At 60.9% G+C, this 26,540-nt stretch carries 25 protein-coding genes; 18 read left to right on the top strand and 7 right to left on the bottom strand.

All coding sequences use genetic code 11. The annotated features are described in order from the left end of the window. Positions 1 to 64: 64 nt before the first annotated feature. Positions 65 to 1,615: a UbiA family prenyltransferase gene (locus tag JAO75_RS00930; RefSeq protein WP_246742302.1), complete on the bottom strand. Its 1,551-nt coding sequence runs from the start codon at positions 1,613 to 1,615 to the stop codon at positions 65 to 67. Positions 1,616 to 1,977: 362 nt separating this feature from the next. Here JAO75_RS00930 and JAO75_RS00925 point away from each other — a divergent pair, with 362 nt between their 5' ends. Then, positions 1,978 to 2,193, top strand: coding sequence for a hypothetical protein (locus JAO75_RS00925; protein WP_199045856.1), 216 nt, complete (start codon positions 1,978 to 1,980; stop codon positions 2,191 to 2,193). A gap of 88 nt (positions 2,194 to 2,281) precedes the next feature. Here JAO75_RS00925 and JAO75_RS00920 read toward each other — a convergent pair whose 3' ends face one another. Then, positions 2,282 to 2,518, bottom strand: a complete 237-nt coding sequence (locus JAO75_RS00920) for a hypothetical protein (protein WP_199045853.1) — start codon at positions 2,516 to 2,518, stop codon at positions 2,282 to 2,284. 70 nt (positions 2,519 to 2,588) lie between these two features. Here JAO75_RS00920 and JAO75_RS00915 point away from each other — a divergent pair, with 70 nt between their 5' ends. Next, positions 2,589 to 2,975: a response regulator gene (locus JAO75_RS00915; RefSeq protein WP_199045851.1), complete on the top strand. Its 387-nt coding sequence runs from the start codon at positions 2,589 to 2,591 to the stop codon at positions 2,973 to 2,975. Between the two features lie 25 nt (positions 2,976 to 3,000). Here JAO75_RS00915 and JAO75_RS00910 read toward each other — a convergent pair whose 3' ends face one another. Both JAO75_RS00910 and JAO75_RS00905 read right to left on the bottom strand, forming a co-directional pair. Beyond that, positions 3,001 to 3,876, bottom strand: coding sequence for an aldose 1-epimerase family protein (locus JAO75_RS00910; protein ID WP_199045849.1), 876 nt, complete (start codon positions 3,874 to 3,876; stop codon positions 3,001 to 3,003). A gap of 143 nt (positions 3,877 to 4,019) precedes the next feature. Beyond that, on the bottom strand, positions 4,020 to 7,019 hold the full coding sequence (locus tag JAO75_RS00905) for a bifunctional diguanylate cyclase/phosphodiesterase (RefSeq protein WP_199045847.1): 3,000 nt from the start codon (positions 7,017 to 7,019) through the stop codon (positions 4,020 to 4,022). A gap of 813 nt (positions 7,020 to 7,832) precedes the next feature. Here JAO75_RS00905 and JAO75_RS00900 point away from each other — a divergent pair. From JAO75_RS00900 to JAO75_RS00875, 6 genes are all read left to right on the top strand, one after another. Continuing rightward, a complete protein-coding gene (locus tag JAO75_RS00900; protein ID WP_199045845.1) occupies positions 7,833 to 8,519 on the top strand; it encodes a response regulator transcription factor in 687 nt (228 codons plus the stop codon). A gap of 193 nt (positions 8,520 to 8,712) precedes the next feature. After that, positions 8,713 to 9,162: a hypothetical protein gene (locus JAO75_RS00895; RefSeq protein WP_199045843.1), complete on the top strand. Its 450-nt coding sequence runs from the start codon at positions 8,713 to 8,715 to the stop codon at positions 9,160 to 9,162. Between the two features lie 111 nt (positions 9,163 to 9,273). After that, complete coding sequence (locus JAO75_RS00890) at positions 9,274 to 12,075, top strand: hybrid sensor histidine kinase/response regulator (protein ID WP_199045841.1); 2,802 nt, start codon at positions 9,274 to 9,276, stop codon at positions 12,073 to 12,075. Positions 12,076 to 12,077: 2 nt separating this feature from the next. After that, complete coding sequence (locus tag JAO75_RS00885) at positions 12,078 to 12,566, top strand: chemotaxis protein CheW (protein ID WP_199045839.1); 489 nt, start codon at positions 12,078 to 12,080, stop codon at positions 12,564 to 12,566. Positions 12,567 to 12,624: 58 nt separating this feature from the next. Continuing rightward, complete coding sequence (locus JAO75_RS00880) at positions 12,625 to 13,008, top strand: response regulator (RefSeq protein ID WP_199045837.1); 384 nt, start codon at positions 12,625 to 12,627, stop codon at positions 13,006 to 13,008. Between the two features lie 20 nt (positions 13,009 to 13,028). Continuing rightward, a complete protein-coding gene (locus JAO75_RS00875) occupies positions 13,029 to 13,730 on the top strand; it encodes a protein phosphatase CheZ (protein WP_199045835.1) in 702 nt (233 codons plus the stop codon). 95 nt (positions 13,731 to 13,825) lie between these two features. Here JAO75_RS00875 and JAO75_RS00870 read toward each other — a convergent pair whose 3' ends face one another. The 3 genes from JAO75_RS00870 to JAO75_RS25310 all read right to left on the bottom strand — a co-directional run bounded on the left by JAO75_RS00870 (position 13,826) and on the right by JAO75_RS25310 (position 20,048). Beyond that, the gene (locus tag JAO75_RS00870) at positions 13,826 to 16,543 is read right to left on the bottom strand and encodes a heparinase II/III domain-containing protein (protein ID WP_199045833.1); all 2,718 of its coding nucleotides are present in this window, start codon (positions 16,541 to 16,543) and stop codon (positions 13,826 to 13,828) included. Between the two features lie 180 nt (positions 16,544 to 16,723). Further along, positions 16,724 to 17,344, bottom strand: a complete 621-nt coding sequence (gene fixJ, locus JAO75_RS00865; RefSeq protein WP_199045831.1) for a response regulator FixJ — start codon at positions 17,342 to 17,344, stop codon at positions 16,724 to 16,726. Then, positions 17,310 to 20,048 (bottom strand): PAS domain S-box protein, encoded by a 2,739-nt coding sequence (locus tag JAO75_RS25310; protein ID WP_199045829.1) that lies wholly within the window; start codon positions 20,046 to 20,048, stop codon positions 17,310 to 17,312. Before JAO75_RS25310 ends, fixJ begins: the two co-directional genes overlap by 35 nt. A 407-nt stretch (positions 20,049 to 20,455) precedes the next feature. Between JAO75_RS25310 and flgB the strand changes: the two genes are divergently transcribed. From flgB to fliP, 10 genes are all read left to right on the top strand, one after another. Next, positions 20,456 to 20,845 (top strand): flagellar basal body rod protein FlgB, encoded by a 390-nt coding sequence (gene flgB, locus JAO75_RS00855; RefSeq protein ID WP_199045827.1) that lies wholly within the window; start codon positions 20,456 to 20,458, stop codon positions 20,843 to 20,845. Continuing rightward, complete coding sequence (flgC, locus tag JAO75_RS00850; protein WP_196263298.1) at positions 20,842 to 21,258, top strand: flagellar basal body rod protein FlgC; 417 nt, start codon at positions 20,842 to 20,844, stop codon at positions 21,256 to 21,258. Before flgB ends, flgC begins: the two co-directional genes overlap by 4 nt. A 1-nt stretch (position 21,259) precedes the next feature. Further along, positions 21,260 to 21,592, top strand: a complete 333-nt coding sequence (fliE, locus tag JAO75_RS00845) for a flagellar hook-basal body complex protein FliE (RefSeq protein WP_199045825.1) — start codon at positions 21,260 to 21,262, stop codon at positions 21,590 to 21,592. A 12-nt stretch (positions 21,593 to 21,604) separates the two neighbouring features. Then, a complete protein-coding gene (gene flgG, locus JAO75_RS00840; protein WP_199045823.1) occupies positions 21,605 to 22,393 on the top strand; it encodes a flagellar basal-body rod protein FlgG in 789 nt (262 codons plus the stop codon). A gap of 24 nt (positions 22,394 to 22,417) precedes the next feature. Continuing rightward, positions 22,418 to 22,882 carry a flagellar basal body P-ring formation chaperone FlgA gene (flgA, locus tag JAO75_RS00835; protein WP_199045821.1) on the top strand — a complete coding sequence of 155 codons (465 nt, stop codon included), beginning with the start codon at positions 22,418 to 22,420 and terminating at the stop codon, positions 22,880 to 22,882. Continuing rightward, the gene (flgI, locus tag JAO75_RS00830; protein WP_199045819.1) at positions 22,882 to 23,979 is read left to right on the top strand and encodes a flagellar basal body P-ring protein FlgI; all 1,098 of its coding nucleotides are present in this window, start codon (positions 22,882 to 22,884) and stop codon (positions 23,977 to 23,979) included. Before flgA ends, flgI begins: the two co-directional genes overlap by 1 nt. Positions 23,980 to 24,041: 62 nt before the next feature. Further along, the gene (locus tag JAO75_RS00825; RefSeq protein ID WP_246742301.1) at positions 24,042 to 24,488 is read left to right on the top strand and encodes a MotE family protein; all 447 of its coding nucleotides are present in this window, start codon (positions 24,042 to 24,044) and stop codon (positions 24,486 to 24,488) included. Then, the gene (gene flgH / locus JAO75_RS00820; RefSeq protein WP_199045811.1) at positions 24,485 to 25,183 is read left to right on the top strand and encodes a flagellar basal body L-ring protein FlgH; all 699 of its coding nucleotides are present in this window, start codon (positions 24,485 to 24,487) and stop codon (positions 25,181 to 25,183) included. Before JAO75_RS00825 ends, flgH begins: the two co-directional genes overlap by 4 nt. An 18-nt stretch (positions 25,184 to 25,201) precedes the next feature. Then, positions 25,202 to 25,711 carry a flagellar basal body-associated FliL family protein gene (locus tag JAO75_RS00815; RefSeq protein ID WP_199045809.1) on the top strand — a complete coding sequence of 170 codons (510 nt, stop codon included), beginning with the start codon at positions 25,202 to 25,204 and terminating at the stop codon, positions 25,709 to 25,711. Between the two features lie 57 nt (positions 25,712 to 25,768). Beyond that, on the top strand, positions 25,769 to 26,506 hold the full coding sequence (gene fliP, locus JAO75_RS00810; protein WP_199045806.1) for a flagellar type III secretion system pore protein FliP: 738 nt from the start codon (positions 25,769 to 25,771) through the stop codon (positions 26,504 to 26,506). Positions 26,507 to 26,540 lie beyond the last annotated feature (34 nt).

The following is a 26,540-nucleotide window of genomic DNA, read 5'->3' as shown; positions in this document are numbered from 1 at the left end:
TTCGGATCTGGAGGAGACTGCGGGGAGGGGTGGCACTCTCAATCGCTTGCTTGTGGGACATGGCTTAGACGGCAGCCATGATCAGGGCGACTGCGGCCGCCACTGTCAGAAGGCTGCCCCTGTCCTTGAGAGCGAACACCACGGGATCGTCATCCATGATCCGGCGCCCGGCCAACATCAGCGCACGCGCAATCCAGAACATGAGAAGCGGGCCCACGAGCCAGAGGAGCTGAGGCCGCGAATAGAGTTCGTTGACGCTGTCGCTGGAAATGTACAGCGCCAGGATCGTGACCGCGTTGAAGCCCGCAGCCGCGGCCAAGGCCGCCACGATGTCCAGATCGCTGTTCTTGTAATCGCGGCTCGTCGGATCCGGGAGGTTGGCGTCGCGACGGGCCGCCAGTTCCACGTAGCGCTTGATCAGGGCCAGCGACATGAAGATCATCATGCTGAAGGCGATCAGCCATTCTGACACGAGCACGGATACCGCAACAGCGCCACCGACCACACGCACCGAGTAAAGGCCTGCCAGGGTAATCACGTCGACCACCATCATGCGCTTGAGCACGAAGGAATAGGCGGTAGTGAGGGCAAAGTAGCCGAGCAGAACGCCCAGGAACTGCAGCGATACGAGGGAGCCTACCGCCAGAGCGGCCAGAAAGAGAATGGGAATGGCGATCACGCCATGCATCAGGGGAATGGCCCCGCTGGGCAAAGGCCGCCTGCACTTGCTGCGATGCCCGCGGTCATCCTGCAGATCCACGAGGTCGTTGAGGATGTAGATGCTCGAGGCGCAGAGGGAGAACGCAATGAAGGCCAGAACGGCCTGGGTGATGGCTTCCAGCGTGAACAGATGGGCCGCCAGGAGCGGGAGGAAGATGAGCACGTTCTTGGCGTATTGATGCACGCGCAGCATCCTGGCCCAGGTCCGCCACGTCGGGCGCTCATGGTTCAGGTGCTCTGCATCGGGGCACTGGCGGGCAAGCCTTCGCCTCACCCCGGCAGGGGTGCGGATGGCAATGGACTTGGCGGCTTTCTCCCAGACGGGCAGGTCTGCGGCGTCATTGCCGATATAGTCGAAGCCGCGCTCCCCGAAGGCCTCGACGAGCTTCTGGGCTTTCCTGTGACCGGCCAGGTTGGTGGTCTCGTTGGAGGCGAACCATCCGGTGAAGAGGCCGAGGTGGTCGGCGATGCTCCTCACCAGACGCTCATGGCTGGCGGAGGCGAGATAAACAGGACGCCCTGCAGCTCTGGCCTGCCGGATCAGGGACAGGACTTCGGGATCGTACGGCAACGTTCCCGGATCGAAATCGACCGGTTCGGACAGGCGGTGCTTCAAGGCCGCCTTGCCATGGGAGAGCGCCGTCAGCATGTCGAAAACGGATTGCGGCCGGCGGCCCAGCTCCGAGAAGGCGGTCTCGATCAGCAGGTCGGAGGCGATCAGGGTGCCGTCGAGGTCCACGACGAGGGGAGGGGACGTCTCCTGCCGGGGCGTTTCGATCTCGAGGGTCGTCCAGTGCGCCTCACCCTTCTCGTACCGGCGCTCAGGACGCTCGTGAGGGCGGAGGGTGCGGGAACGGTGGGGCAGGGTCTGCGATTTGAGTTCAGATTGCGCCAAGAGCCCACGCTCCCTTTCAGAAAGTCATCAAAGAAATTGCGTTACTGGTGGTCGCTCATTCTGCCGCGGTGTACATGGAGCACAGCTTCTCCGCGCCAAGCGGATATTGTCCCTTTCAGCCGATGAAAATCGTTACCGGCTGATCAGGATTCGTTGTTTCACGGCAGTCGGGCAGAACTTGACGGCAAATCAACAAACGCGGCTTTGAAAAGTTTCATGAACGGGTTTGTTCGGTGGCCTGAAAGTCGAAGCCGACGAAGCAACAGGGTGTCTGCTCAGTTGGAAAACGTTAACCATCGCCCTTAACTAGGCTTCAAGGATGTTGGATCAGTGTTTGTCTCCATCCATGAGGAGGATCTGAGATGGACGAGTGGTCGGGACGCAAGTGGGAGCCTGTTACCGAGGAGCGCCTGCTCCGGGCAATCGATGTGCTCGTCGACATCGCCAAGGAGCATGGGCCCACCTTCGATCCCGTCCTGGAGACGGTGAGGCAGGAGCTTCACGACTTCCAGCGCCGGCATTCAGTGGCCGGGCCGGTCGAGCATGAGCCTGGGGAACTCCTCCGAAAGGCAGGATAAGGCGCCCTGCAGGCGGTCTGCCGAAATCACCCGTGAAGGTCGAAGCGGTGATCGGACAAGCTTGGCCCGTACAGTTGCAGCCGAAGCATCAGGCAGGCTGCAACTGCTCCTCGCGCACGAGGCGTGCGGCGCCGTCATGGCTTCCTCGGACATGGTACTGAAAGCCTGCCTGGTCTGCAGGAAGCAGGCGGGTGACCTCCCATATGTCTTCGGGGCGGGTGGTATCGATGGTCGTCACCATGTTGAGAAACGCTTCCACCGTATTGGTGCTTGCTTGCCTGACCAGACGCACCCGATCCCCGATTCTGAACTTGTGCGACGTCATGGCACTATCCCCCGCTCGAAAACCACCTGAGCAGTAGGAACTAACATAGGTTACTTTCGTTCCACGCCTCATGATGAACAGCTATTCACATCGGTTACCTGTCGTTCTGCTGGTTGAAGATGAGCCTCTTGTGCGCATGGCCGCAGCCGACGACCTGCAGGATGCCGGGTTTCATGTTCTGGAGGCCGCCAATGCCGATGTCGCGCTGGCGGTTTTGGAATCGTGCTCCGAAGACGTGCAGGTCCTTTTTACGGACATCGACATGCCCGGCTCCATGAATGGGCTGGTTCTGGCCGAGAATGTGCAGCAGCGCTGGCCGCACATCTCGCTCCTGATTTCCTCCGCCTATCATCGTCCGGCTCCCGAAGCTCTCCCCTATGACGGGCGGTTCGTGCCGAAACCCTACTGCAGCGACGATGTCGTCCAGCAGATCCGCGACCTCGTGACGAGCCACTGAGTCCCGTCCGTGAGTGTCATGCCGGCTATCGGGTTGGCGGCTTAAGCGTTACGGTCATAGAGAAGAGGCGCGTCTCTCCGGGCTGAACGGCGACGCTCCCTGGTTTGTCGGAGAAATCGCCTGCGAAATCTTGCGGATCCGCATGGCCCTGCCAGGGCTCGATGCAGATGAAGCCTGCTCCCGGCTTGGTCCAGATTCCCAGATGCGGCATGCCGGGAAAGTCGACGCGGAGCGAAGCGCCGCCATCCGCACCATATTCCACGGAACGGCTTCTCGGCTGATCGAAGACAAGCGCGTCTGCCTCGAACAGGCGATCGCGCAGAGCGAGCACATGACCCTGCACAGGGCTGGGCTCGGCGTCTCTCCTGAGAAGGCCCTCGATAGGGCGACGGATCGGCGTCGTTTCCTCCTGCTCGAAGCGGATCTCGTGGGCTTCGCGCGGGGCGCCATAGGGCAGTGGCCATCGAAAGGCCGGATGAAAGCCGAACGAGACGGGCATGCCGGCGGAGCCGGTATTCGCGACGGCCGCCGTGATGTTTAAAGTGGCGCCTTCGACCGCATAGCTCACATCGAGCCGGAATGGAAAGGGATAGCGCTGCAGCGTGGCTTCACTGGAGGAGAGCCGAAAGCGGCATTGGGAGGGGTTTGCCTCTTCGATCTCAAAGCGGGACGTACGGGCGAAACCATGCCGGGGCAGTTCGTATTCCAGGCCGCCGACACGGATGCGGTCATTCCTGACGCGCCCGACGATCGGAAACAGCAGGGGAGAGCGCCCGGTCCAGAAGGCGGGATTGCCGTCCCACAACCAATCGCGTCCCTGGTCATCCTGAAGCCGGATGAGTTCGGCTCCATGGGCGGACACTTCAGCGCGCAGCTGCGGACTGGAGATGGTAACGCTCATTCCTCAAGTTCCCTTTACCGGATGCGGGCCTTCGACGATGCGGAGGGGCAGATGGAGCTTAAAGCAGGATGGACAAGTCAGACGGCCAGATCCGTAGAGACCCGGACCGCTCCTCCGGCCCGCCATGAGGCTGTGCGCAAGGCCTATTCGCCGGGCAGCATTGCCGCCTTGTCGGGGCGAGGCCTGATGAGCATGGAATTCCACCGGCTCACGAGATCCGGAACCTGCGAAGCCGCCATGGGCTTTGCATAAAGGTAGCCCTGAGCATGATCGCAACCCAATTCGCGCAGACGACGAGCCTGACCATGCGTCTCTACTCCCTCGGCCGTCACCTGAAGCTGCAGGCTCTTTCCAAGGCCGATGACCGCCGCGACGATCGCTTCGTCATCGGAGTCCTGTTCAAGATCCCGCACGAAGCTCCGGTCGATCTTGATGTGGTCCACGGGAAACTGCTTCAGATGGGTCAGTGAAGCGTATCCGGTTCCGAAATCATCCAGGGCGATCTGAATTCCGTGACGGCGGAACTGGGCGAGGGCCGAGGATACGTTGTCCGAGTTTCGGCCGAGAAGAACGGTTTCCGTGACCTCCACCTCGAAACAGGAGGCCGGTACCCCAAACCGGTCGAGCGCCCGCAGCAGATTGTCGACAATGCCCAATTGGCTGAACTCAGCCGGTGAAAGGTTCAGGGCGACTTGTCCAACCCGAAGATCCTGATCGAGCCAAGAGCGGACATCTGCGGCAACTTTTGTAATCAGTTGCTTGCCGATGGACGCGGCGATGTCGTGGTCTTCGAAGACCGCGCCAAAGTATGCCGGTGTGAGGATGCCCTCGGTCGGGTGCTGCCACCGTGCCAGCGCCTCGAGGCCGATGATCTCTCCTGTGGTGAGGCAAATCTTCGGCTGATAGAAGGGGACAATCTCATCGTTGGAGATGGCCTCGCGCATGCCCCGCCCGAGGGAGACGCGTTGCTCGATGGCGTTCCGCATCTCGGGCGAGTACGTGATGACCCGGTTCCGTCCCTGAGACTTGGCCTGGTACATCGCAATGTCGGCATCCTTGATGAGTTCCGACGGATTCCCATCATGATCGGGATAGGCGGCGATGCCGATGCTCACCCGGCTGATCAGCGTCCGCTTCTGATAGATGAACGGCTGCCGAAGCATCTCGGCAATCAAAGAGCCGAGTCTGGTCGCGTTCTCCAGCTTCAACGGGTCCACGACAAGCACTGCGAATTCGTCGCCGCCGATCCGCGCCACGGTATCGCACCCCCGGACCATCGTCGACAGGCGACGGGCCGTTTCCTGCAGCAGAGCATCTCCGGCATCATGGCCGAGGGTATCGTTGATGTCCTTGAAGTCGTCGAGGTCAATCAGGAGAAGGCTGACGCTCGTGCCGTTCTGCCGGGCATGGTCGAGAGCGGCGTCGAGGCGATGCTGAAACAGGGTGCGGTTGGGAAGACCGGTCAGGGCATCGTGGTTGGCTGAGCGCCAGATCTCCTGTTCCGCTTCCTTCTGCTCGCTGATGTCGCAGGTGACGCCAACAATGCGATCGGGACCGGCCCGCTCACCACGGGCCCGGAGCCACCGGGTCTCTCCGCCGGGCAAGACATAGCGGCACTCAACGGAACTGGCCCCATCTGCCCGGATGTCCCGCAAGAATCCCTCCACCTTCTCGTGGTCATCGGGGTGAATGCCTGTCATGAAGGTTCCGTCGACACCCGGCCTGATTCCAAGAAGCGCGAGGGCATTCTCGGAGCGGGTGGTTGCCCCGGACTGCGGGTTGAACTCCCACGCAATCATGTGGGCGGCCTTGAGCGCAAGCTGCAGACGCTCCTCGCTTTCCCTCAGAGCCTGCTCCGACTGCTTGCGTTCGTGGATGTCCATGGCAATGCCGAACCATTGCTCGATCTTGCCCTGCTCGTTCTTCAGAGGCTGGCCACGGACGATGAACCAGCGGTACATGCCATCCGAGGCTCGCCGCAAGGGCATCTCTATTTCGAAGGATGCATCTTTGCCGAGGGCGGCACTCCAGTTGCCGAGGATCCTCGCACGGTGGTTGGGATGGATCGCCGAGGCCCAGCTTCCGGTCAGCCCGTCCTCGGAGCGCAGGCCGGTATATTCGTACCAGATGTCGTTGCAATAGGTGAAATCTCCATCCGGGTCGCTGAACCAGACGACCTGCGGGGAGCTGACGGATGCAGGCATGGCATCGACAAGGGTGCGAAGGCGCCTCTCGCTTCTGCGCAGACGCTCCTCAGTCGCGCGAAATTCCGTGATGTCCCGTGAGATGCACAGAAAGCCCTGGGGGGCGCGGTCGTGCCCCATGATGGGGGTGACGACCACATCCCACCACTTCTGGGTTCCCGCCATCGTTGCGCACGATCCCTGGAAGCGCCCGATGCCGCCGGATTTGACAGCTTCAACGGCCGCGTCGGCGTCCTTCCCGGTGACGCTGCTCCAGATCTCGGTCCAGTGGCGGCCCTCAATCGTGCGGAAGTCCTCGACATCCATGGCACGCATGCCGCCCTGGCTCATGAAGCGGAGACGCCCCTTCAGGTCGAAGACCTTGATGCAATCGTCGGAGCTTGCCAGAAGGCGTCGTGTAAACTCCTCGTTTTCCGCTGCATTCTTGCTGGTGAGCTTCAACTCGAGTTGGCACATGACCGCCTGAGCAAGCGTGAAAAGCGCTTCTGCCTGCTGCTCGGTGAGGCCATCAGGGCGAGCGACGTAATCGAGAACGCAGAGCATCCCGAGAGGCAGACCATCCTGCGTTCTGAGCGGAACGCCTGCATAGAAGGACAGGTCGGGCCCACCTTCGACACGGACTCTGTCCTTGAAACGCGGGTCGAGGTTCAAATCGGAGACGACGAAAAGCCCTGTCTGCAGGATGGCATGATTGCAGACGGAGTTCTCACGCGGAGTCTCTGCGAGATCCAGTCCGACCCTGGCCTTGAACCATTGTCGTTGTTCGTCGAGGAACGAAATGCAAGCGACCGGCGTGTTGCAGATCTGAGCCGCGAGCTTCGCAATGCTGTCGAATTCGATTTGCGGCTCAGTATCAAGGATGTCGAAGCTCCGGAGCGCAGCAAGACGTTCGACTTCCTTCCATTGAGGCAGTTCGCTGTGGCCAGGGCGCTCTAACATGAAGAAACTGCTCGTTGGGATGCACAGGAGCTTTTCAGGAATGTCGGACTGCAGCCGACCCCACGGAGCGGCATCATGCCTTCGAGCAGTTACTCGATCCGATGGAAACCTATGATCCGGGCTGACCGGTAAAATGGCAGTGCATCATGCCAGTCCTCAGAGAGGACCCGCCATAGTGCTGATCGCTTCCTATTCGCAATACTTGAGCGATCTTGAACCATATGAGGTACTTGCCGCACTGCTTGAGGTCAAGGACAGGCCTGGCGGCACCAGGCTTCATAGTTAACAGAGGGTTCCTGTCTGGTATGCCCGCTGCAAGTTCATGTTTTCCGGCATGGCAATCCGCTGCTCAGTCGCGCCCGGAAGAGCTTTGTCTCCCCAAACGACAGGAGGGCCGGGCCGACCTCGCATGGCTGCCCTCTTCGCAGGTCGCGTAGGTGGTTCTACGTATTCCGGACTTTCGGGAACCACGTAGTTATGTGAAAGCATAACGCCTCCCCAGCTGAGCGGAGGAGTGAGCCGAAAGTTCCGGCACTTGGAAAACTTCAGGTTTGACAAACCTTTGGGTTCTTTGATCGGGCGCGCCCGTCCCGGGTGGGCGGGGCATTTTGCTCCTGAAAGCTTTGGTTAACGATGGTTAAGGAGCATTAACCATAAGCGAGTAACAGCTCCCATTATTTACGTATTGTCCGCCGAGTCCTCAGAATATAGTTTTTGCCTCAGCCGCTTAACGATGTTTAACAAAGTAAATAACAGTGAGCGGCAAGCATAAAAACACGAGACGCACTTAATTACTAAGGCGGGGCAGAAAAAATGTATATCGTCGTCGATGACCGGCAGATGGTTACGTCTGGATATGTTGCGAGCTTCAAACGTGAAGGCATATCCTCCCTTGGCTTATACGCAGATGAATTCAGCGACTGGCTTGAGACGGCTTCCGATTCTGATCTGGACGCCGTGCAGGGCTTCGTGCTGGGCAGCTTCGAGGAGCGGGTTCACTCCGCCGAAAGCATCCGGCGCTACTCCAAGGCACCCATCATTGCCCTGAGCGATGTTCGCTCCCTCGAGGAAACCCTCGAACTCTTCACCGCGAAGTTTGACGATGTCGTCCGCAAGCCCGTTCACGTGCGGGAGATCCTCGCCCGGGCCGAAGCCGTCTGGCGCCGCGTGAACGCAAGCCTGGGCAAGAAGTCTCAGGATGACAGCGACAGACTCAAGGTCTTCTTTGATGGCCGCGATCCTGAGATCGACGGTCTCCCACTCTCTCTCCCGCGCCGCGAGAGGCACATTCTCGAGTACCTCGTGCGCAAGAAGGGGCACCGTCTGACCAAGAAGCAGATCTTCGACGCCGTCTATGGAATCTACAGCGACGATGTCGAGGACAGCGTCGTCGAGGGGCACATCAGCAAGCTGCGCAAGAAGCTGCGGCAGCGCCTCGGGTATGATCCGATCGATGCCAAGCGATATATCGGCTACTCCTATGTAGGAGTTGCCTCTTAATTCTCGTCGGTGCGATAGATGGCTGCCCTAAGGAACTGGGGCAGCCATTTGCTTTTGGTGCCGGGCGACCTTTCTCTCCTGCTCGCATCCGGTCATCGACCGTTTGAGGCGCGTTGGAGTTGCCAACGTCCAAGGCAGATCCGGCTGCTCTTCTCCGATGTTTTCGACAGGGTCATGCAACGCTCATGATCGAATGTTCTTAGGCATCATGCGTGCAGCGCAGGCGCTGGTGTTGAATGCAATGCGCAGGTTCGCAGATGCAGCAGCGTTGCAAATTGCAACATTGATGCTGCTCGGCTGCGCAGTTTTATCTGAAATTCAGTCGATTCGGCCTTCGTCTCTTCCGGGCGTTAACTCTATTGCAGGAAACGTCGACTTATTCTTCCCCAACGTCACTGATGAAGTTGAAGAGGCGCGAGGCTCAACGGATCAGTTCTTCGTCTTAAAAAGTCGAAGCAACGATCAGGTCCGGCCGCTCAGCCTTGATAATCGACAAAGTGACGGGGTGGACGAGGCGTATTGGGGGCACTGCCATGACGATGATGATTTCGCGGACTGCCGTCTGCATGCAGCTCATGCACGGCAGGTGTCTCCAGGCTTCCCGCTCTTGAGTCGAAAATCGACTTTCAGCTCCCACGCGTGAACATGAGGTTCAGCGCTTTATTGCCGGCGTGAAGGCCGCGTGATTCTCTCAATCTGAAACGCCCGATGACCGGTGCCGTTCAGTTCACATAGTAAGAGTTGAGACACGGCAATGGACGACCTTCTTCTTGAGTTTCTTACGGAGACCAACGAGCACCTCGAAACGGTCGACGTGGAGATGGTCCGTTTCGAGCAGGATCCGAACAACGAGGCTATTCTCAGCAACATCTTCCGCTTGGTCCATACCATCAAGGGAACCTGCGGCTTCCTTGGGTTGCCCCGGCTCGAGGCCCTTGCTCATGCAGCCGAAACGCTCATGGGCAAGTTCCGCGATGGAATGCCGGTGACGACTCCTGCCGTTTCGCTGATCCTCAGCACCCTCGACCGCATCAAGGAGATCCTCGGAGAACTCGAGCGTCAGGGCGCCGAGCCAGCGGGCTCCGACGGTGATCTTATCGCATTGCTGGACAAGATGGCCACCCAGGAGCCGCCTGCTCCCGAAGCCACTCCGACTCCAAAGCCAGTCCAAAGCTCTGGCTCGACGGTCTTTCAGGTGCTCGAGAGGGAGCTGAAGCCAGGCGAGGTCTCGCTCGACGAGCTGGAGCGCGCCTTCCAGGAGGCTCCCGGCCCGGAGAAGGCTGTCACCGCCGGCACCCTGACGTACCAGATACTCGAGCGCCCTCTGAAGCCGGGCGAGGTTTCGCTGGATGAACTGGAGCGTGCATTCCGCGAAGCGCCGGGGCCGGTTCCGCTCGTGATTGAAAAGCTTGAGGAGCAGGCGCCGAGCCAGAAATCTGTGGCGACCGCTTCGCCGGCTGCGCCCCCTAAGAAGAATGCCGAGACATCGGAAGGCGGGGACGGGGGTGAAGGCATCTCCGGCAAGGTTCAGACGATCCGCGTCAACGTGGACACTCTCGAGCATCTCATGACGATGGTGTCCGAGCTCGTCCTCACGCGGAACCAGCTGCTGGAGATCGCCCGGCGCAGCTCGGAGGACCACGGCTACAAAGTTCCGCTGCAGCGTCTTTCGCAGGTGACGGCGGAGTTGCAGGACGGGGTGATGAAGACCCGGATGCAGCCGATCGGTAATGCCTGGCAGAAACTGCCCCGCGTCGTGCGCGATCTTTCGAACGAGCTCTCGAAGAAGATCGAGCTCGTGATGCAGGGTGCGGACACTGAGCTCGACCGGCAGGTCCTGGAGGTCATCAAGGATCCTCTCACCCACATGGTCCGCAACTCCGCGGATCATGGCATCGAGAACCCGGCAGACCGAAAGGCGGCCGGAAAGCCCGAGAAGGGCACGATCCGCCTCAATGCTTATCATGAAGGTGGTTCGATCACGATCGAGATTGCCGATGACGGCAAGGGGTTGAACTTTGCGGCCATTCGCAAGAAGGCCGCCGAGCGCGGGATTGCAGGCGACGCCGAGCTGGAGCGGATGAGCGACGCCCAGGTGGCGAAGTTCATCTTCCATCCTGGCTTCTCGACAGCCGCAAAGGTCACATCCGTGTCGGGCCGTGGCGTCGGTATGGACGTGGTCAAAACCAACATCGAGCTGATCGGCGGAACGGTCGACATCCGCTCCGAGCAGGGACGCGGAACGACCTTCACGATCAAGATCCCGCTGACCCTCGCCATTGTGGCGGCGCTCATTGTGTCGTCGAAGGACCAGCGCTTCGCCATTCCGCAGGTTGCGGTATCGGAGCTCGTGCGGGTGTCGCCCACCTCCGAGCACTCGATCGAGCGCATCAACGGAACGCCGATCCTGCGCCTGCGCGACCGCCTGCTGCCGATCGTGCCGCTGTCGAAGGTTATGGGGCTGTCCGGAAACGAGGATGCCAACCACGGCTTCGTGGTGGTAACGCAGGTTGCGCACCAGCGTTTCGGCATTCTCGTGGACGGCGTCTTCCATACCGAAGAGATCGTCGTGAAGCCGATGTCCTCGAAGCTGCGGCACATCCAGCTGTTCTCCGGCAACACCATTCTGGGCGACGGTGCCGTCGTGCTGATCATTGATCCCAATGGTCTTGCCCGTATGGTGGGCTCCGAGTCTGACCGCAACGAGTTCCAGAACGACGCGGGTCCCGAACAGACCGTCGTTGCGGCGGACGAGCTGACGAGCCTGCTGGTCTTCCGCGGCGGGGGCGAGAGCCTGAAGGCTGTCCCGCTGTCCCTGGTAACGCGCCTTGAGGATATCGAGGCCTCGACGATCGAATGGTCGAGCGGACGCCCGGTCGTTCAGTACCGCGGACGACTGATGCCGCTGGTCTCATGCGACGAAGAGCTCACGATCAAGCGCGAGGGCATGCAGTCTCTGCTGGTGTTCTCGGACGGTGACGTGTCGATGGGCCTCGCAGTGGCCGAGATCGTCGACATTGTGGAGGACAAGCTGGACATCGAGCTCCTCGCCGAGCGCTCCGACCTCGTCGGCTCTGCGGTCGTGAGGGGGCGCACCACCGAGATCGTCAACGTTGCGCATTACCTGCCGATGGTTCTGGAGACCTGGTCGCGGAAGGAGCGAAAGGGCGGGCCCGATCGGTCACTGCTGCTCGTCGACAGCTCGACCTTCTTCCGGGACATGCTTGTGCCGGTCCTCAAGGCGTCCGGGTATCGCGTCCAGACCGCTTCGACAGCCCAGGAGGCGGTTCGCCTCCTGTCCAACGGTCTCCACGTCGACGTGGTCGTCACGGACCTCGAGCTCTCAGGGCACTCCGGCTTCGCCCTGGTTGCATCCCTGCGGGCCGATCCGCATCACAGCACGACGCCCGTGATCGGCCTGACCGTCAAGCCTGATCCGCAGCAGATTGCCCTGGCAAGAAAGCTGCGCATTTCCGAGATCGTCTCGAAAATCGACCGCAGAGGCCTGCTCTCCGCTCTCGCGGAGCTCAATGGAACGCTCGAAGAGGCTGCCTGATCATGAAGCTCATAGAAACAAACCCTTCGGGAAACGTGAAGGCGGCCTCCAAGCAGATGGAGTTCGTGACGGTCACGGTGGCCGGACAACTGCTGGGGCTGCCGATCAGCCGCGTGCACGATGTCTTCGTCGTAAGCGAGATGACGACCGTTCCTCTCGCGCCAGGAGAAATCGCTGGCCTCCTGAACCTCCGTGGCCGCGTCGTTACTGCGGTGTCGCTGCGCCGCCGGCTCGGACTGGGCGATAGCGGCGAAGCAGGGCGTCGCATGGCTGTCGGCCTCGAGAACCAGGGCGAGGCCTATGGGCTGCTCGTTGATGACGTCGGCGAGGTTCTCAAGCTCGACCCGGACGAGATGCAACCGAACCCGGTTCATATGGACCGGGGCTGGGTGGGACTGTCGCAGGGCGTCCACCAGTTGCGGGACCAACTGCTGATCGTTCTCGATGTCGATGCCGTTCTTGCCTTCGAGACGGAGCGGGAGGCTGCGTAAGCCCTGTTCGCCCATCGCATATACTTCAGTTGTGTAATCAGAATACAGGAATTTTGCCGTGAGCCTTGATCTTTCCACCCCTGTTCTCATCGTTGACGACTACCAGACGATGCTGCGCATTATCCGCAACCTGCTGAAGCAGATCGGCTTCAACGACGTCGACGAGGCGAAGGACGGCTCGGAGGCTCTGGGCAAGCTGAAGGAGAAGAAGTACGGGCTGGTGATCTCCGACTGGAACATGGCGCCCATGACCGGCTTCGAGCTGCTGCAGCAGGTGCGGGCCGACGCGGAGCTGGGCAGCCTGCCCTTCATCATGATCACCGCCGAGGCCAAGACCGAGAACGTGGTCGCGGCCAAGCAAGCCGGCGTCAACAACTACATCGTCAAGCCCTTCAACGCCGACACCCTGCGCTCGAAGATCAGCGCTGTCTTTGGCGGATAAGCAACAAAAGAGCGACGGTCATGACCCTCAAAAAGAGCTATCGCATCGAAGCGAGCCTGGGCGTTGCTTCGCAGGACGAGAGCGTTCTGGAGCGCCATTCCGAAGTCATGGGGATGCTGGCGACCATCAAGGAATCCATCGTTCCCGCGAAGGAGATTTCGACATCCCTGCTGGAGGAACACCGCCGCGACATGCAGGAGGCCCTTCGCCTGAAGGCGGAACTCGATTCGATCTACGAGGCGATCGAGCGCACGAAAAGAGAGATCGCCACACTTCGGTATGCCGGCGCCCAGGGGAAGGAGATCACCCGGGTCACGGATGAGCTCGGTGCCATCGTGACTGGAACGGAGACCGCTACGAACTCGATTCTGGCTGCGGCTGAACGGATCGACGAACTCTCCAGCAATCTCTCGTCCAGACTGGCCGGAAGCGATCAGGATATCGCCCGCGAAATCCTCGATCACGTGATCAGTATCTTCGAGGCCTGCAACTTCCAGGACATTACCGGCCAGCGCATCAGCAAGGTCGTGGGCGCAATGAAGTTCGTGGAAGAACGCGTCCACCACATGATGGAGATCTGGGGCGGCATGGAAAGCTTCAAGGATGTCGAAACCATCGACGATCCGAAACGCCAGGGAGACAAGGCGCTCCTCAATGGGCCGGCACTGGCCTGCGACAACGGCGTGACGTCCCAGGACGCCATCGATGCATTGTTCAACTAATTCGATCTAAAAGACAGCACGAAGACCATGAGCGCCGTGAGCCCAGCCTGAAGGCTGGGCTCTTTTTTGCAGCGCCGGGGCGGACTGCCGAAAATTTAGGCCAGCAGTTTCTGTACCTGCGGCGTGGCAATGAGGTTCACAAGCCTCTTCAGGCCGTCTTCCGTGGTGGCGAGGATCACGCCGCCGCACACCTCAGACGCGCCTGCGAAGCCATAGCTCAGCACATTGGCGGGCTTGAGGCCGCCCGTGCCGCTCGAGAGGTAGCCCTGCATGGATCCGGCCCGCCCGGATTGCCCGTTTTGGACCCGCAGACCAGTCAGCGTTCCGGCAACAGGATGCGGGATGATCCGCAGCCTGTCCCTTTTGTGGAAAGCGATGGCAAGCTTGCTGTTGGCGAGAGCCACTGCAATGGCATCCTCGAAGTGAAGACAGGCCTCGAAGCTGATGGCGCTTCGGGATGACCTGAAGCGGTCGAAGACCGCGATTGCGTTCATGTCGTCCAGGCACACGAAAACACGTGAATGGTCGTAGCAGGGGCCATGCACGTTCGTGCCCACCCGAACCGCATGAGCCTTCTCGAGCGCGATTGTCGCTTCGGTCCGGCCGAAGCCTGCGCTCTGCTCGCGGGAATCCGGAATGGCCACATTGTGGGCCCGCGACGAGAGCAGATACTGGCGCGCAGGACCTGCCTCCATGACCCCTGAACCGCCCGAATCCGTAATCCATCTCACGCCACGGGCGGAGTAGACGAAGGAGGTGCAGTCGTAATGTCCGTTCTCATGCCGCTGCTCGCCGATTGAGGCGCAGAGATAGCCCCAGCCCGGCTTCTGCTCATAATTGCGGAAGGCGATGAGACCTGCATGATCCGATGTATGGAGCCTCGGGCCAGGAGGATACGCCAATTCTTCCGCCAGAGCTTGGTCCGACAGGAGATGTCGCCCGTATCCGGAAATGATACGTCGGAGCCAGGAGGCATGGTGAAGGTTGCGCGGTGTGTCCCCGAACGGAGCAAGCATGCCGGCCGGATCCGTCGTCGCCACGAGAGCTTTGAGACTGTCCTTCAAGCGCATATCGAGGAGCCGTCTGAGGTCCTCTGCCTCAGGATGATTTTTGAGGTGCTGGGACAGGATCATGCCGATGGAGATCAGCTCCAGCCGGTAATGCTGGGACTGCTCATTCGACGATCCATGAGGACCGAGGAGATGATCGAAGCCGTTGCGCAGTTGAGCAAGGGCGACGGATCTCCAGTAGGCGGACAGAGGAAATCCCTGGAGGCCGATTGAGGCGCTCAGAAGAGCGCAGGCGATCCGAACCTGCAGGATGGATTGCAGAAACAGGTTCTGGCCGAGGATCTCGGCGAGCGCAAAGCTGTGCTGAATGACCTCCGCACCAAGCACACGCAGCTTCTCGAGAGGTTTGCCCCTGACCGAACTCGCGGCTGCCAGCAGACGAAGCAAGACCTCTGTGCGGATGGCAATCGACGCAGGATACGCGCTGAGTGCATCCTTGGGCTGGCCCCATGGATTGGTGCGAGACCAGGACAGCGCGAGATCCACGGCCCTGTGCACACCCTTCGCCTCCTGGTCGCGCACAAGGTCCAGAAGCCAGGACAGGGATTGGTATTCCAGGCGCCACGAAGGCGACTGGTAGGGGTCCTCAGTCCAGTCCGGACTTTCTGGCAACGGCCACGCCTGGAAGCTGCCGAGAGACAGCTCGTTTCCGACGAGGGCTGCCGATGGACCTTGCTGAACCGCCTGCAATCTATCGAATGTCGTCGGAGCCGCTGAAAGCGTCCTGCTGTCGATCAGAGCGTCGATCAGCTTGGCACCTCCAACCTGAAGGCGGTTGAGAACCTCGCCAACGAGCGCAGAGGCATCGGCTTTGTCCTCGCTGAGGATGCTCTCCAGCAGGAGATCGTCACTGAGGGAGGTCTCAAGGGGTGTGACAAGGCTGATTTGCGCCTCATCGCGCCAGACTTGAAAGCCGAGGTCGACCGTAGCAGCCTGATCCGGTGGGTTGAGTTCGAGCGTGAAGCGCCTCGTCTGCCGGCTGACCGGAATATCGATGTAGGTTCCGACAACGGGCGAAGCTGGCAGATCGTCCGACGGGGCGACGATTTCACCGTTCCTGTTGCGGAAGATGACACGCGCCAGGGCACCTTCGGCGCCTGCGTTCGGCTTGATCAACTGACCTCTGACAAAAAGCGTCTTGGCTGGAACTACCCCATAGGTCAGCCACACTGGATCGGTGTTTAGCCGGATCCAGGGGCGCCAGGGATTATTCGGCGCCGGAGAGGATGCTCCTCCAGCATCGCCGCCTTCATGTTCAGCAACCTGCAGGATCTTCGGATCGGTGATCGTGAACGGATGAGAGTTGCGCCAGCTGCGGAAGGTAACCGTGATATGCTTCGCCGGAGCAGGAACCAGGAATGTGCACTGGACCGTGCCTGCATGCGTCTGGTCGCTGCTCCGGTCGTAGTAGTCCGGTCCTGCGATGGGGCAGCTCTGAGGGTCGATCTGAGCCCTGGTCAAACCCGGAACATAGGCGAAGTCGATGCTCGATCCATCTTCGGTCAGGAAGTCGACGCCGATGACCGCGAAGTCATGCGCTGTCCGGTTCTTCTCTTCAGGATGCCAGGAGATCTGGAAGCTGAGCTCGCACCACGCATCCTGAGACAGATCCTTGAAGTCGAGGGTGTTTCGAGACCACCGATTCTGATTGGAGACAATGAACTGCCGTGGAGCGGCTTCTTCCTGGGATGCCCCGTCGCCGCGTTCCCGAGGCGTCGGAAGGATCTGTCTGACATCGGCCATTGCGGCACCGGAGTTCTGGGTTGAAGGAGTTGTCGAGAGGGGCGGCTTCCGCACTTCTGTGCGGAACCAATGGCATCAACGGGCCTGGAGTGCTTCCGGCACGGCCAGGCGTCAGTCAATACGACCTTCGCCTTTTTCCATCGGTCCAGCTGCGTGAGCCACCGTGCCGCCTGCGCCTGGTCACTGTCCCGTCGCGACCTCCAGGAACAGGGCCATGCGGATCAGCTCGGAAAGGCTTTTGGCCTCCATCTTCGCCATCACGTTCGAGCGGTGGATCTCGACGGTGCGAATGCTGATGTTCAGCTCATGGGCAATCATCTTGTTGGCCTTGCCGGCGACCAAGCCGTCCAGCACCTGACGCTCCCTCTGCGAGAGGGATTGCAGGCGCGCCTGGGTCCGAAGAAGCTCCTGATTTCTGCGAACGCTCTTCTCGTCGCAGACCAGGGCAAAGCGGACAACCTCCAGGAAACGGTCTTCCCGGAAGGGTTTTTCGAGAAAGTCGATGGCTCCCGCCTTCATGGCTTCCACGGCAAGCGGAATATCCGCATGGCCGGTCATGACGACGACAGGAACGTTCAGGCCGCGCCCATTGAGGCGTCGGATGAACTCCAGGCCATCGATGCCGGGCATCCGCACGTCCGTCACGATGCAACAGCGCCCGGGATCGCCGACTTCATCGAGGAAGGCCTTGGCGGATTCATACAGACGAACGTTCAGGCCAGCCGAAACCAGCAAAAAAGAGAGGGCCTTCCGCACTCCGACGTCATCATCCACCACATACACGATCGGCGTGTTCGACACTGGCCATGTCCTCCTTGTCGACGGTTCTCAAAGTAAAATGAAAGGTGGTGCCTTCACCGGGAATCGACTCGGCCCAGATCTTGCCGCCGTGGGATTCCACGATCGTCCGGCTGATCGAGAGGCCCACGCCCATGCCGCTTCGCTTCGTGGTGGTAAATGGCTTGAAAAGGTTCTTCAAGACCTCCGGGGCAATCCCGGATCCCGTGTCCCTGACGCTGACCTGGACCATGGACTCGAAGGGAACAGGCTGAGCCTTGATCAGCAGTTCTCGGCGGTCCGATTCCTGCATCGCCTCGATGGCGTTGCGGATCAGATTGAGCAGAACCTGCTGGATCTGAACGCGGTTCACGAAGACGAGCGGGTTGTCGGACGGAAAATCGTATTCGACCTTCACGTCCTTTTCCTTGGCGCCCACCAAGGCCAGGGCGCTCGCCTCCTCGACGAGGCGCTGAAGCCCCTCGATCTGATGCTCGCTTCCTCCCCTGGATACGAACTCCCGCAATTGCCGGATCACCTCTCCGGCGCGCAGGGCCTCCTCGGCGGCTTCATTCACGGCATGGCGAACGAGGGAGATCTTGTCTCCTTCGACATCGCTGAGAATGAGGCCGCAGCCTTTCAAATAGCTCGTGATCGCCGTCAGGGGCTGGTTGATCTCATGAGCCAGTGTCGAGCCCATCTCTCCCAGGGCCGTGAAGCGGGACATGTAGGCAAGCTCGGATTGCAGTTCCTGCATCCGGGTCTCCGTCCGCTGGCGCTCCGTCAGATCGCGGATGAAGGCCGTGAAGAAGCGCTCTCCCTCCGATTCCATCTCGCCGACCTGAACCTCCATGGGAAAGGTGGAGCCATCCTTCCGCTGAGCAACCGCCACGCGCCCGCTCCCGATGATGCGTCGTTCTCCCGTCTCACGGTAACGGCGGATATAGCCGTCATGCTGCTCGCGATAGGGAAGAGGCATCAGGAACTTGACGTTCGTGCCGATGACCTCTTCGGGCTGATAGCCGAACATGTTCACGGCCGTGGCGCTGAAGGAGCGAATGATGCCGCTCTCGTCGGCCACGACCATGGCGTCGGGAACGGTCTCGAGAATGGACCTGAGATGCGCTTCGCTCGTCCGCAGGCGCTCCTCGCTCGAGCGCAGCGCGTTCTCCGCCAGCTTGCGCTCCGTGATGTCCTGAACGGTTCCGATCTTGCGGATGGGCCGGCCGCCGTCATCGACCAGGGTGCGGCCGATGGCCGTGACCCAGCGTTCCTCCCCCGTATCGGCGCGGATGATCCTGAAGCTGCCGCTGTAGGTCAGGTCGCTGCCCGGCTGGTCATCGTAAAACGTGCTCGCCATCCGGCTGCGGTCGTCGGGGTGAACGCAATCGAGGATAACCTCGCGCGTGATGGTGACGTCCGGCGTCAAACCCAGGATCTGGCGCGCCTCCGGCATCCATTGACGCCGACCGGTGACAAGGTCCTGGTCCCAAATTCCCAGGGCTGTCGTCTCGATGGCCAGGCGCAGCCTTTCTTCGCTGCTGCGCAGCCTGATCTCCGCCTGGCGCTGATCATGGATGTCCGTGACGGTGCCCACCCATTCCTGAGCCTGACCGTTTTCGTTCAGCAGCGGGACCGCCCGGGCGAGCATCCAACGGTATTTGCCGTCGAGGCGGCGGACACGGTACTCGAACATCCCCGGCTCTTCCGAGGCGCGGATGATCTGCCAGTGGGCGAGAAGTCCTGCTCTGTCGTCAGGATGCACGGCATTCAGGAAGCCGAAGCCGGTGTAGTTCTCGTTGGTCTGACCGCTGAAGGCCTCCCAGCCCCAGACCTTTGTGATCGCCCCGTCGGTTGCCGCGCGCCAGACAATGGCGGAGCTGGCTTCGATCAGGGCGCGGTACTGCTCTTCGCTTCGGCGCAGCCGTTCAGCGGCCACTTTCTGCTCATGAATGTCCGTGACGGTTCCGATCCATTCCTGAACGGCGCCATCGGCATCGTGAAGAGGAACGGCCCTCGTCAGCACCCAGCGATACTGGCCATCGGGCGCAAGTGCCCGGTACTCGTTGATCCCGGCTTTTTCCGAAGCCAGCGTTTCCAGCCAGGCTGCCGTCGCGCGCTCCCGATCCTCGGGATGAACGGCTTCGAGCCAGGCATAATCTCCGTCATTCCCGGATGGCGTCGGCGGGGAGGCCTCCCAACTCAGCGACCCGTCGATGATCATCCCCCCGGCATCCGCGCGCCACACCATCGCGGAGCTTGCCTCGATGAGGGCCCGGTAACGCTCCTCCTGGGTCTTCAGTGCGGCTTCCGCGGCCATGAAGCGGCTGATGTCGCGAGCGGTGAGAACGAAGCTGCGGTCCTCGCCGGCTTCGGAGTTGATTGCATCAAGCGTCACTCGGCACAGGATATGAATCCCATGCTTCGTCCTGCAGCGGATCTGGTCGGCAGAATGCCCCGAAGCGGCTGCTGTATGGAGATCTTGGAGAGGCTTTCCGCGAAGCTGCTCGTCTGAGGAATAGAGAAGGGAAAAGTGCCGGTTCAAAATCTCATCGGATCGCCAACCGTAGATGCGCTCTGCACCGGCATTCCATGATATAATATTTCCAGAATAAGTGAGGGTGATCAGAGCAAAATCGGTGACGGCATTGAGAACGCGAGCAGGATCAGGGTTCGCGTGAACCACAGCCCTGCCGACAAGATCCTCTAACGCAGATGTATGAGTCATAACCCCCCAACCCAAGAGCTGCGTTGCTTGCAGTTTTTTAACGTATTGGCAAATGATCGCGCAAACAGCAGCCCGACTGGGCTCATGCCGCATCGGCCAATGTTCCGGCGACCGCGCCCTTCATGAGGATAGCTGGCTGAAAAGCAACTGATTCGGTTGCGACATGGTAACGCCCGGGCGTGAAGTGCAACTGAGTTTACCTGCCAATGAGTTCACCTGCCAAGTCTATGAAATAGAGTTGCGTATCATCCAGCGCAGATCGCCGCTCAGGGCTGATGGCGCAGACTGGATTTTGAAGACGCAGCCGATCTCAGATCCAGCCCTGCCGGCATGAGCCGAAGTCAAGTCAGCCTCGTGCAAGGTTGGGAGCTTAAACGCTCCTTTACCATATTTGCTCGGAGATTCCTGTGACGGCACCTGTCTACTTGTTCGATTTGGCATCGCGACAGGCTCAGTGGCTTGCTGCCCGCCAGACGACCATTTCCGGCAATGTCGCCAATGCCAACACTCCCGGCTACCGCGCCCGGGATGTCGAGCCGTTCGCCGACGTGCTGGACAAGACCAAGTTGGTCATGGCGGCGACCAGCAACGGCCACATCGGCATCTCCCCATCGCGCGCCGAGGCGACGAAGGTGAAGAAGTCCGAGAGCTGGGACACAGTCTACTCGAAGAACTCCGTGAGCCTTGAGCAGGAGCTCATCAAGGCTGGTGAGGTCAACCGCCAGCATACCCTGAACACGACCATCGTGAAGTCATTCCATCGAATGCTGCTGACCAGCGTGAGGACTCCGTCATGATCGATCCTTTGATTGCCTCCGGAAAACTGTCCAGCGCCGGTCTTGAGGCGCAGTCGGCGCGCCTGCGCGTCGTGTCCGAGAACATCGCGAATGCGAATTCGACCGGGCGGACTCCCGGGTCCGATCCCTATACGCGCAAGACGATCACCTTTCGCTCCGAGCTTGAACGGACGCTCGGCGCAGCCTCGGTATCGGTGAAGGACGTCGGCCAGGACGAAGCGCCTTTCCCGGTCGAATACGATCCCGGCAATCCGGCGGCCGACGAGAACGGAATGGTCAAGAAGCCGAACGTGAACATGCTGATCGAAATGGCCGACATGCGGGAGGCCAATCGATCCTATCAGGCCAATCTGCAGATGATGAAGCAGGCGAGAGCCATGATCTCCGCAACCATTGATCTCATGAGAGGCTGATATGATCAGTGCCGTATCCTCCATCTCCTCAATGATCGACAGCCCGGCGGCGGTCACGGCCGTTCCGGCTTTCGGCACGACGTCTCCGGCAGCGGGAGCCGTCGCCGGCGCTGCGCCGGTGAGCTTCAGCGACATGATGGCCCAGGTGGCCACGTCGGCTGTCGACACCATGAAGGCGGGTGAAGCCGCATCGATTGCCGGCATCCAGGGCAAAGCCTCGGTGCAGCAGGTGGTCGAGGCCGTGATGTCCGCCGAACAGACGCTTCAGACCGCGATTGCCATCCGCGACAAGGTGGTTGCGGCCTATCAGGAAATCGCCCGGATGGCGATCTAAGAGGATAAGACCATGAGAGCGCTAGCGATTGCCGCAACCGGAATGAATGCGCAGCAGCTGAATGTCGAGGTGATTGCCAACAACATCTCGAACGTCAACACCACCGCCTTCAAGGCGGCACGGGCGGAGTTCACGGATCTCCTCTATCAGACCGAGCGCTCGCAGGCCATTCCCAACCAGGCAGGCTCCAGCCCTGTGCCGGAAGGAGCCATGCTGGGTCTGGGCGTGAAGACGGCGGCCATCCGCAACCTCCACCGACAGGGCTCCCTGACGAACACCGCGAACCAGTTCGACCTCGCTCTCAACGGGCGCGGCTGGTTCCAGGTGAATGCGCCGAGCGGCGAGATCGTCTATACCCGTGCGGGGTCGTTCAACAAGAACGGCGACGGACAGCTCGTCACCCTCGACGGCTACACCCTCAACCCGCCCATCATCGTTCCGCCCAACACGCTCGACGTGACGATCAACGAGTCGGGCGAGATCTTCGCCAAGATCGCCGGAGAGGCTCAGCCTCAGAACCTGGGTCAGCTGACGCTCGCGAATTTCGCCAACGATGCCGGCCTGGAGCCCATCGGCGGCAACTATTATCGCGAGACGCTGGCGTCGGGCGCGCCGGCCGTGGGTATCCCGTCCGATCCCGGCTACGGAAAGATCCACCAGGGCTATCTCGAAGCCTCGAACGTGGACCCGATCAAGGAAATCACGAACCTGATCTCGGCTCAGCGCGCTTTCGAGATGAATTCCAAGGTCATCCAGGCTGCGGACGACATGGCCGGAACCGTGTCAAAGGGCATCCGCTAAAGGCGGCATGCGGGTGATCTCATCATGAAGAACTTCGTCCAGCTCGCTCTCATGGCAACCATCCTCAGCGTCGGAACGCTGCAAGGTGCGGTTGCCGAGGAGCGTATCCTCCCGGTTCCTGCCGTCACAATCTATCCAGGCGATACGATCCAGGAGTCGATGCTGAAGGACAGGGCCTTTCCCGAGAACTACCGTTACCGCACAGCCGTCGTCGAATCCCCCCGCGTTCTGACCGGGAAAATGGCACGTCGCACTCTTCGGCCGGGCGAGCCGATCCCGATGAACGCGGTCGACGATCCCAAGCTCGTCACGCGGGGCGTTCAGGCTCAGATCGTTTTCGAGGAAGGCGGGCTCTCGATCATGGGCGTCGGCATTCCCCTGCAGTCCGGCACCATGGGTGAGACGATCCAGGTAAAGAACGTCGATAGCGGCCGAATCATCACCGGGCGCGTTCAGGCCGATGGCCGGATCCGGATTGGAGTCTATTGATGCTCCGCGCTGTCCTCTTTTTCTTCGCCGCCCTGTTCGCAGTACAGGCGCACGCTGCCACCCGCATCAAGGACGTGGCCTCGGTTCAGGGCGTCCGCGACAACCAGCTGATCGGCTACGGCCTCGTCATGGGCCTTCAGGGCACCGGCGATACGCTGCGCAACTCCCAGTTCACCGAGCAGTCCCTGCAATCCATGCTCGACCGCATGGGCGTGAACGTCCGTGACATCAACCTGCGCACCCGCAATGTGGCGGCCGTCATCGTCACGGCCGACCTGCCGCCCTTCGTCGGGACCGGATCGCGCATCGACGTGACCGTCACCTCCATGGGCGATGCGACATCCCTGAAGGGCGGCACCCTCATGCTGACCGCCCTGCAGGGCGGCGACGGGCAGGTCTATGCCGTTGCCCAAGGCGCGATCGTGGTGTCGGGATTCTCCGCCCAGGGGCAGGCCGAGACCCTGACCTCTGGGGTGGCGACAGCGGGCCGCATTCCGAACGGCGCACTGATCGAGCGCGAGGTTCAGGGCGGATTCGATGCGGTGGGCGGGCTGGCTTTCGAGCTCAAGAACCCTGACTACAAGACCGCGACGCTGATCACCGACGCGATCAATCAATATGCCCAGCAGCGTTTCGGCATCCGCGTCGCGTCCCCCCGCGACTTCCGGACCGTCGTGCTGCAGAAGCCGAAGAATATTGCGGCGACCCGGTTCATTGCCGAACTCGGCGATATCGAGATCAGGCCCGATACGCCTGCACGCATCGTCGTCGACCAGCGGACCGGGACGGTCGTGATCGGAAAGAACGTGCAGATCTCGACCGTGGCCATCACGCACGGGGCTCTTACGATCCGCGTGACGGAAACACCCGAGGTCTCTCAGCCTGACCCGTTCTCGATGGGTCAGACCGTGGTGGTGCCGCGCACGCAGATCACGGCGGCGGAGGAGCGAGTGCCCCTGGCCATCGTCCGGGGCTCGGATCTGCAGACCCTCGTCAAGGGGTTGAACCAGATGGGACTCAAGCCGTCCGATGTCATCGCGATCCTCCAGGCGGTCAAGACGGCCGGCGCCCTTCAAGCGGAGTTGGTGATCCAATGATGTCTCGCACGACATGCCGGAATTTGCGGCGAGTGGCAGCCGGTGCCTTGCTCCTGGGAGTCATGTCTTTCGGCGGTGCTCAGGCGCAGGAAGCGAATGCGCCCGCCAAGAACAACCAGTACTGCACCAATATTGCCGATGCAGCCTCCGATGCACGCTTCGCCCTTCAGAAGCAGGCGCTTGCCGATATGGAGAAGGAGATCGAGGGTCGCATCAAGGTTCTGGAGGCGAAGCGAGCCGAGTACGAGGAGTGGCTCAAGCGCCGCAACGAGGTCCTGGAGAAGGCCGACGAGACGATCGTCATGATCTACGCGCGGATGCGGCCGGATGCGGCGGCTCTCCAGCTCATGAACATGGACGAGGAGATCGCGGCGGCCGTTATCGCCAAGCTCAATCCGCGAGCCGCCAGCGCGGTTCTCAACGAGATGGAGCCGGCCCGCGCCGCACAGCTGGCCAATGTCATCACCGACGCTCCCAAGCGCGAAAAGAATCCCGTGAGGCAAAATTGAAACATCTTATTGCCATTGCCGGCCTGTGTTTCCTCGCGGCCTGCGCGACGAGGCCGGAGGATCTCGGCCGCGAGCCGGGCATGACGCCGGTCGGCTCAGGGATCGCCGTCGAGCGCGAACCGCTGCCGTACTTGTTCAAGGGCGCCGGTCCCTCCGCGCCGAACTCCACCTGGAGCAATGCCAGCGCCGATCTCTTCACCAGCCCGCGCGCCCGGCAGGTGGGCGACATCGTGACGGTGAACATCCAGATCGACGACAAGGCGGAGTTCGAGAACGCCAGCGACAGGTCGCGCCGATCCTCGGTGAGCGCCGGCCTCGACTATGCTTTCTCATTCAAGGGTTGGAACGCGGACGGCACGGCGGATGCCGGCATCAATTCCTCGTCAAACTCAAACGGGCAGGGGACCATCGACCGCTCCGAGAAGCTGCGCCTGTCGGTTGCTGCGGTCGTCAACGAGGTTCTTCCGAACGGCAATGTGGTGATCAGCGGATCGCAGGAAGTGCGCGTCAACTTCGAGGTTCGCGTGCTCAATATCGCCGGCATCGTGCGGCCTCGCGACATCTCGCCGAGGAACACCATCAGCTATGACAAGATCGCCGAAGCCAGGGTCTCCTATGGCGGACGCGGGCGTCTCATGGAAGTCCAGCAGCCTGCCTATGGGCAGCAGCTGTACGACGTTCTGACTCCCTTCTAGACGACGAGGATCGGGTAAATGGCCAAGGCACTGGAACTTCCTGCTCCAGCCGGCAGCGCGCCCGTCCGGGAAGGGTCGCTGCGGGTGCTCCTGACGCTCGGCCTCCTGACGCTGCTGTCGGCGGCCATCGGAGGCGGCTTCGGGCTCGTGATGGTTTCAGGCATCGAGAAGCGGGTGGAGGAGAAATACAAGGCTCTGCCCGAGAAAACCGAAGTTGCGAGCCCTTACGCGGGCAATATCGGAATCAAGAAGCTTGCTCCCGTGGTCACGAATCTCGCCGCGTCGAACGAGGATTGGGTGAGGGTCGAGGCTTCCATCATCTATAAGCTGAACGAAGAGCAGAGCCCGGACGTGATGGCCGGAGAGATCCGCCAGGATGTTATGGCCTATCTGCGCACCCTGTCGCTGGCGCAGATCCAGGGGCCGAGCGGCCTTCTTCATCTCAGGGAGGACCTCAACGAGCGCGTCAAATTGCGCTCGAAGGGCGTCGTCCAGGAGCTTGTCCTCGAAACCCTTATCGTTCAGTAGCCTGAGCGCAGTCTGAGTTTTCAAGCCACCTGTCCATTTTCCCGAGAGACCGTTGCCATGCCTTTCCGTCTGATCCTCACCGGCGCATTCATCCTCTTGGCGGGCAGCGCGAATGCCCAGCTGGCGGACCTTCAGGCGCTGATCCCCTCGGGAGACGGAGCTGTCAGCGGGCGCATCATCCAGCTCGTCGTGCTCCTGACGGTGCTGTCCCTGGCGCCGGGTCTTCTGATCATGGTGACGAGCTTCACCCGTTTCGTGGTGGCTTTCTCCTTCCTGCGCTCCGGTCTTGGCCTTCAGAGCACGCCGGCCAACGTCTTCCTGATCAGCCTGTCCCTCTTCATGACCTTCTTCGTGATGGGACCGACCTTCGACAAGGCCTGGAACGACGGTGTTCGGCCGCTGACGGAGAATCGCATCACCGAGACGGAGGCCTTCACCAGGACGACGGAGCCGTTCCGCGACTTCATGCTGACCCATGTGAGGCCGAAGGATCTCCAGATGTTCAGTGATCTGGCGGCCGTCAACTACCCGAAGCCGGAAGAGGGCGAGAAGATCGACCTGCGCATCCTGATCCCCGCCTTCATGATCTCCGAGCTGAGGCGCGGATTCGAGATCGGCTTCCTCATTGCCCTCCCGTTCCTCGTGATCGACATGATCGTCGCCACCCTGGTGATGTCCATGGGCATGATGATGATGCCGCCGACGGTCCTGGCGCTGCCGTTCAAGATCCTCTTCTTCGTTCTCATCGACGGCTGGAACATCCTCGTGAGCGGCCTGGTGCGCTCCTACTTCTGACTTTTCCGATTTCGCGAGCCTTTCAGCGACGATT

The sequence above is a fragment of the Microvirga splendida genome (genome assembly GCF_016427565.1).
GTDB lineage: Bacteria > Pseudomonadota > Alphaproteobacteria > Rhizobiales > Beijerinckiaceae > Microvirga > Microvirga splendida.
Note: the sequence above shows the minus strand (reverse complement) of the source record. Positions and strands in the feature narration are given on the sequence as shown.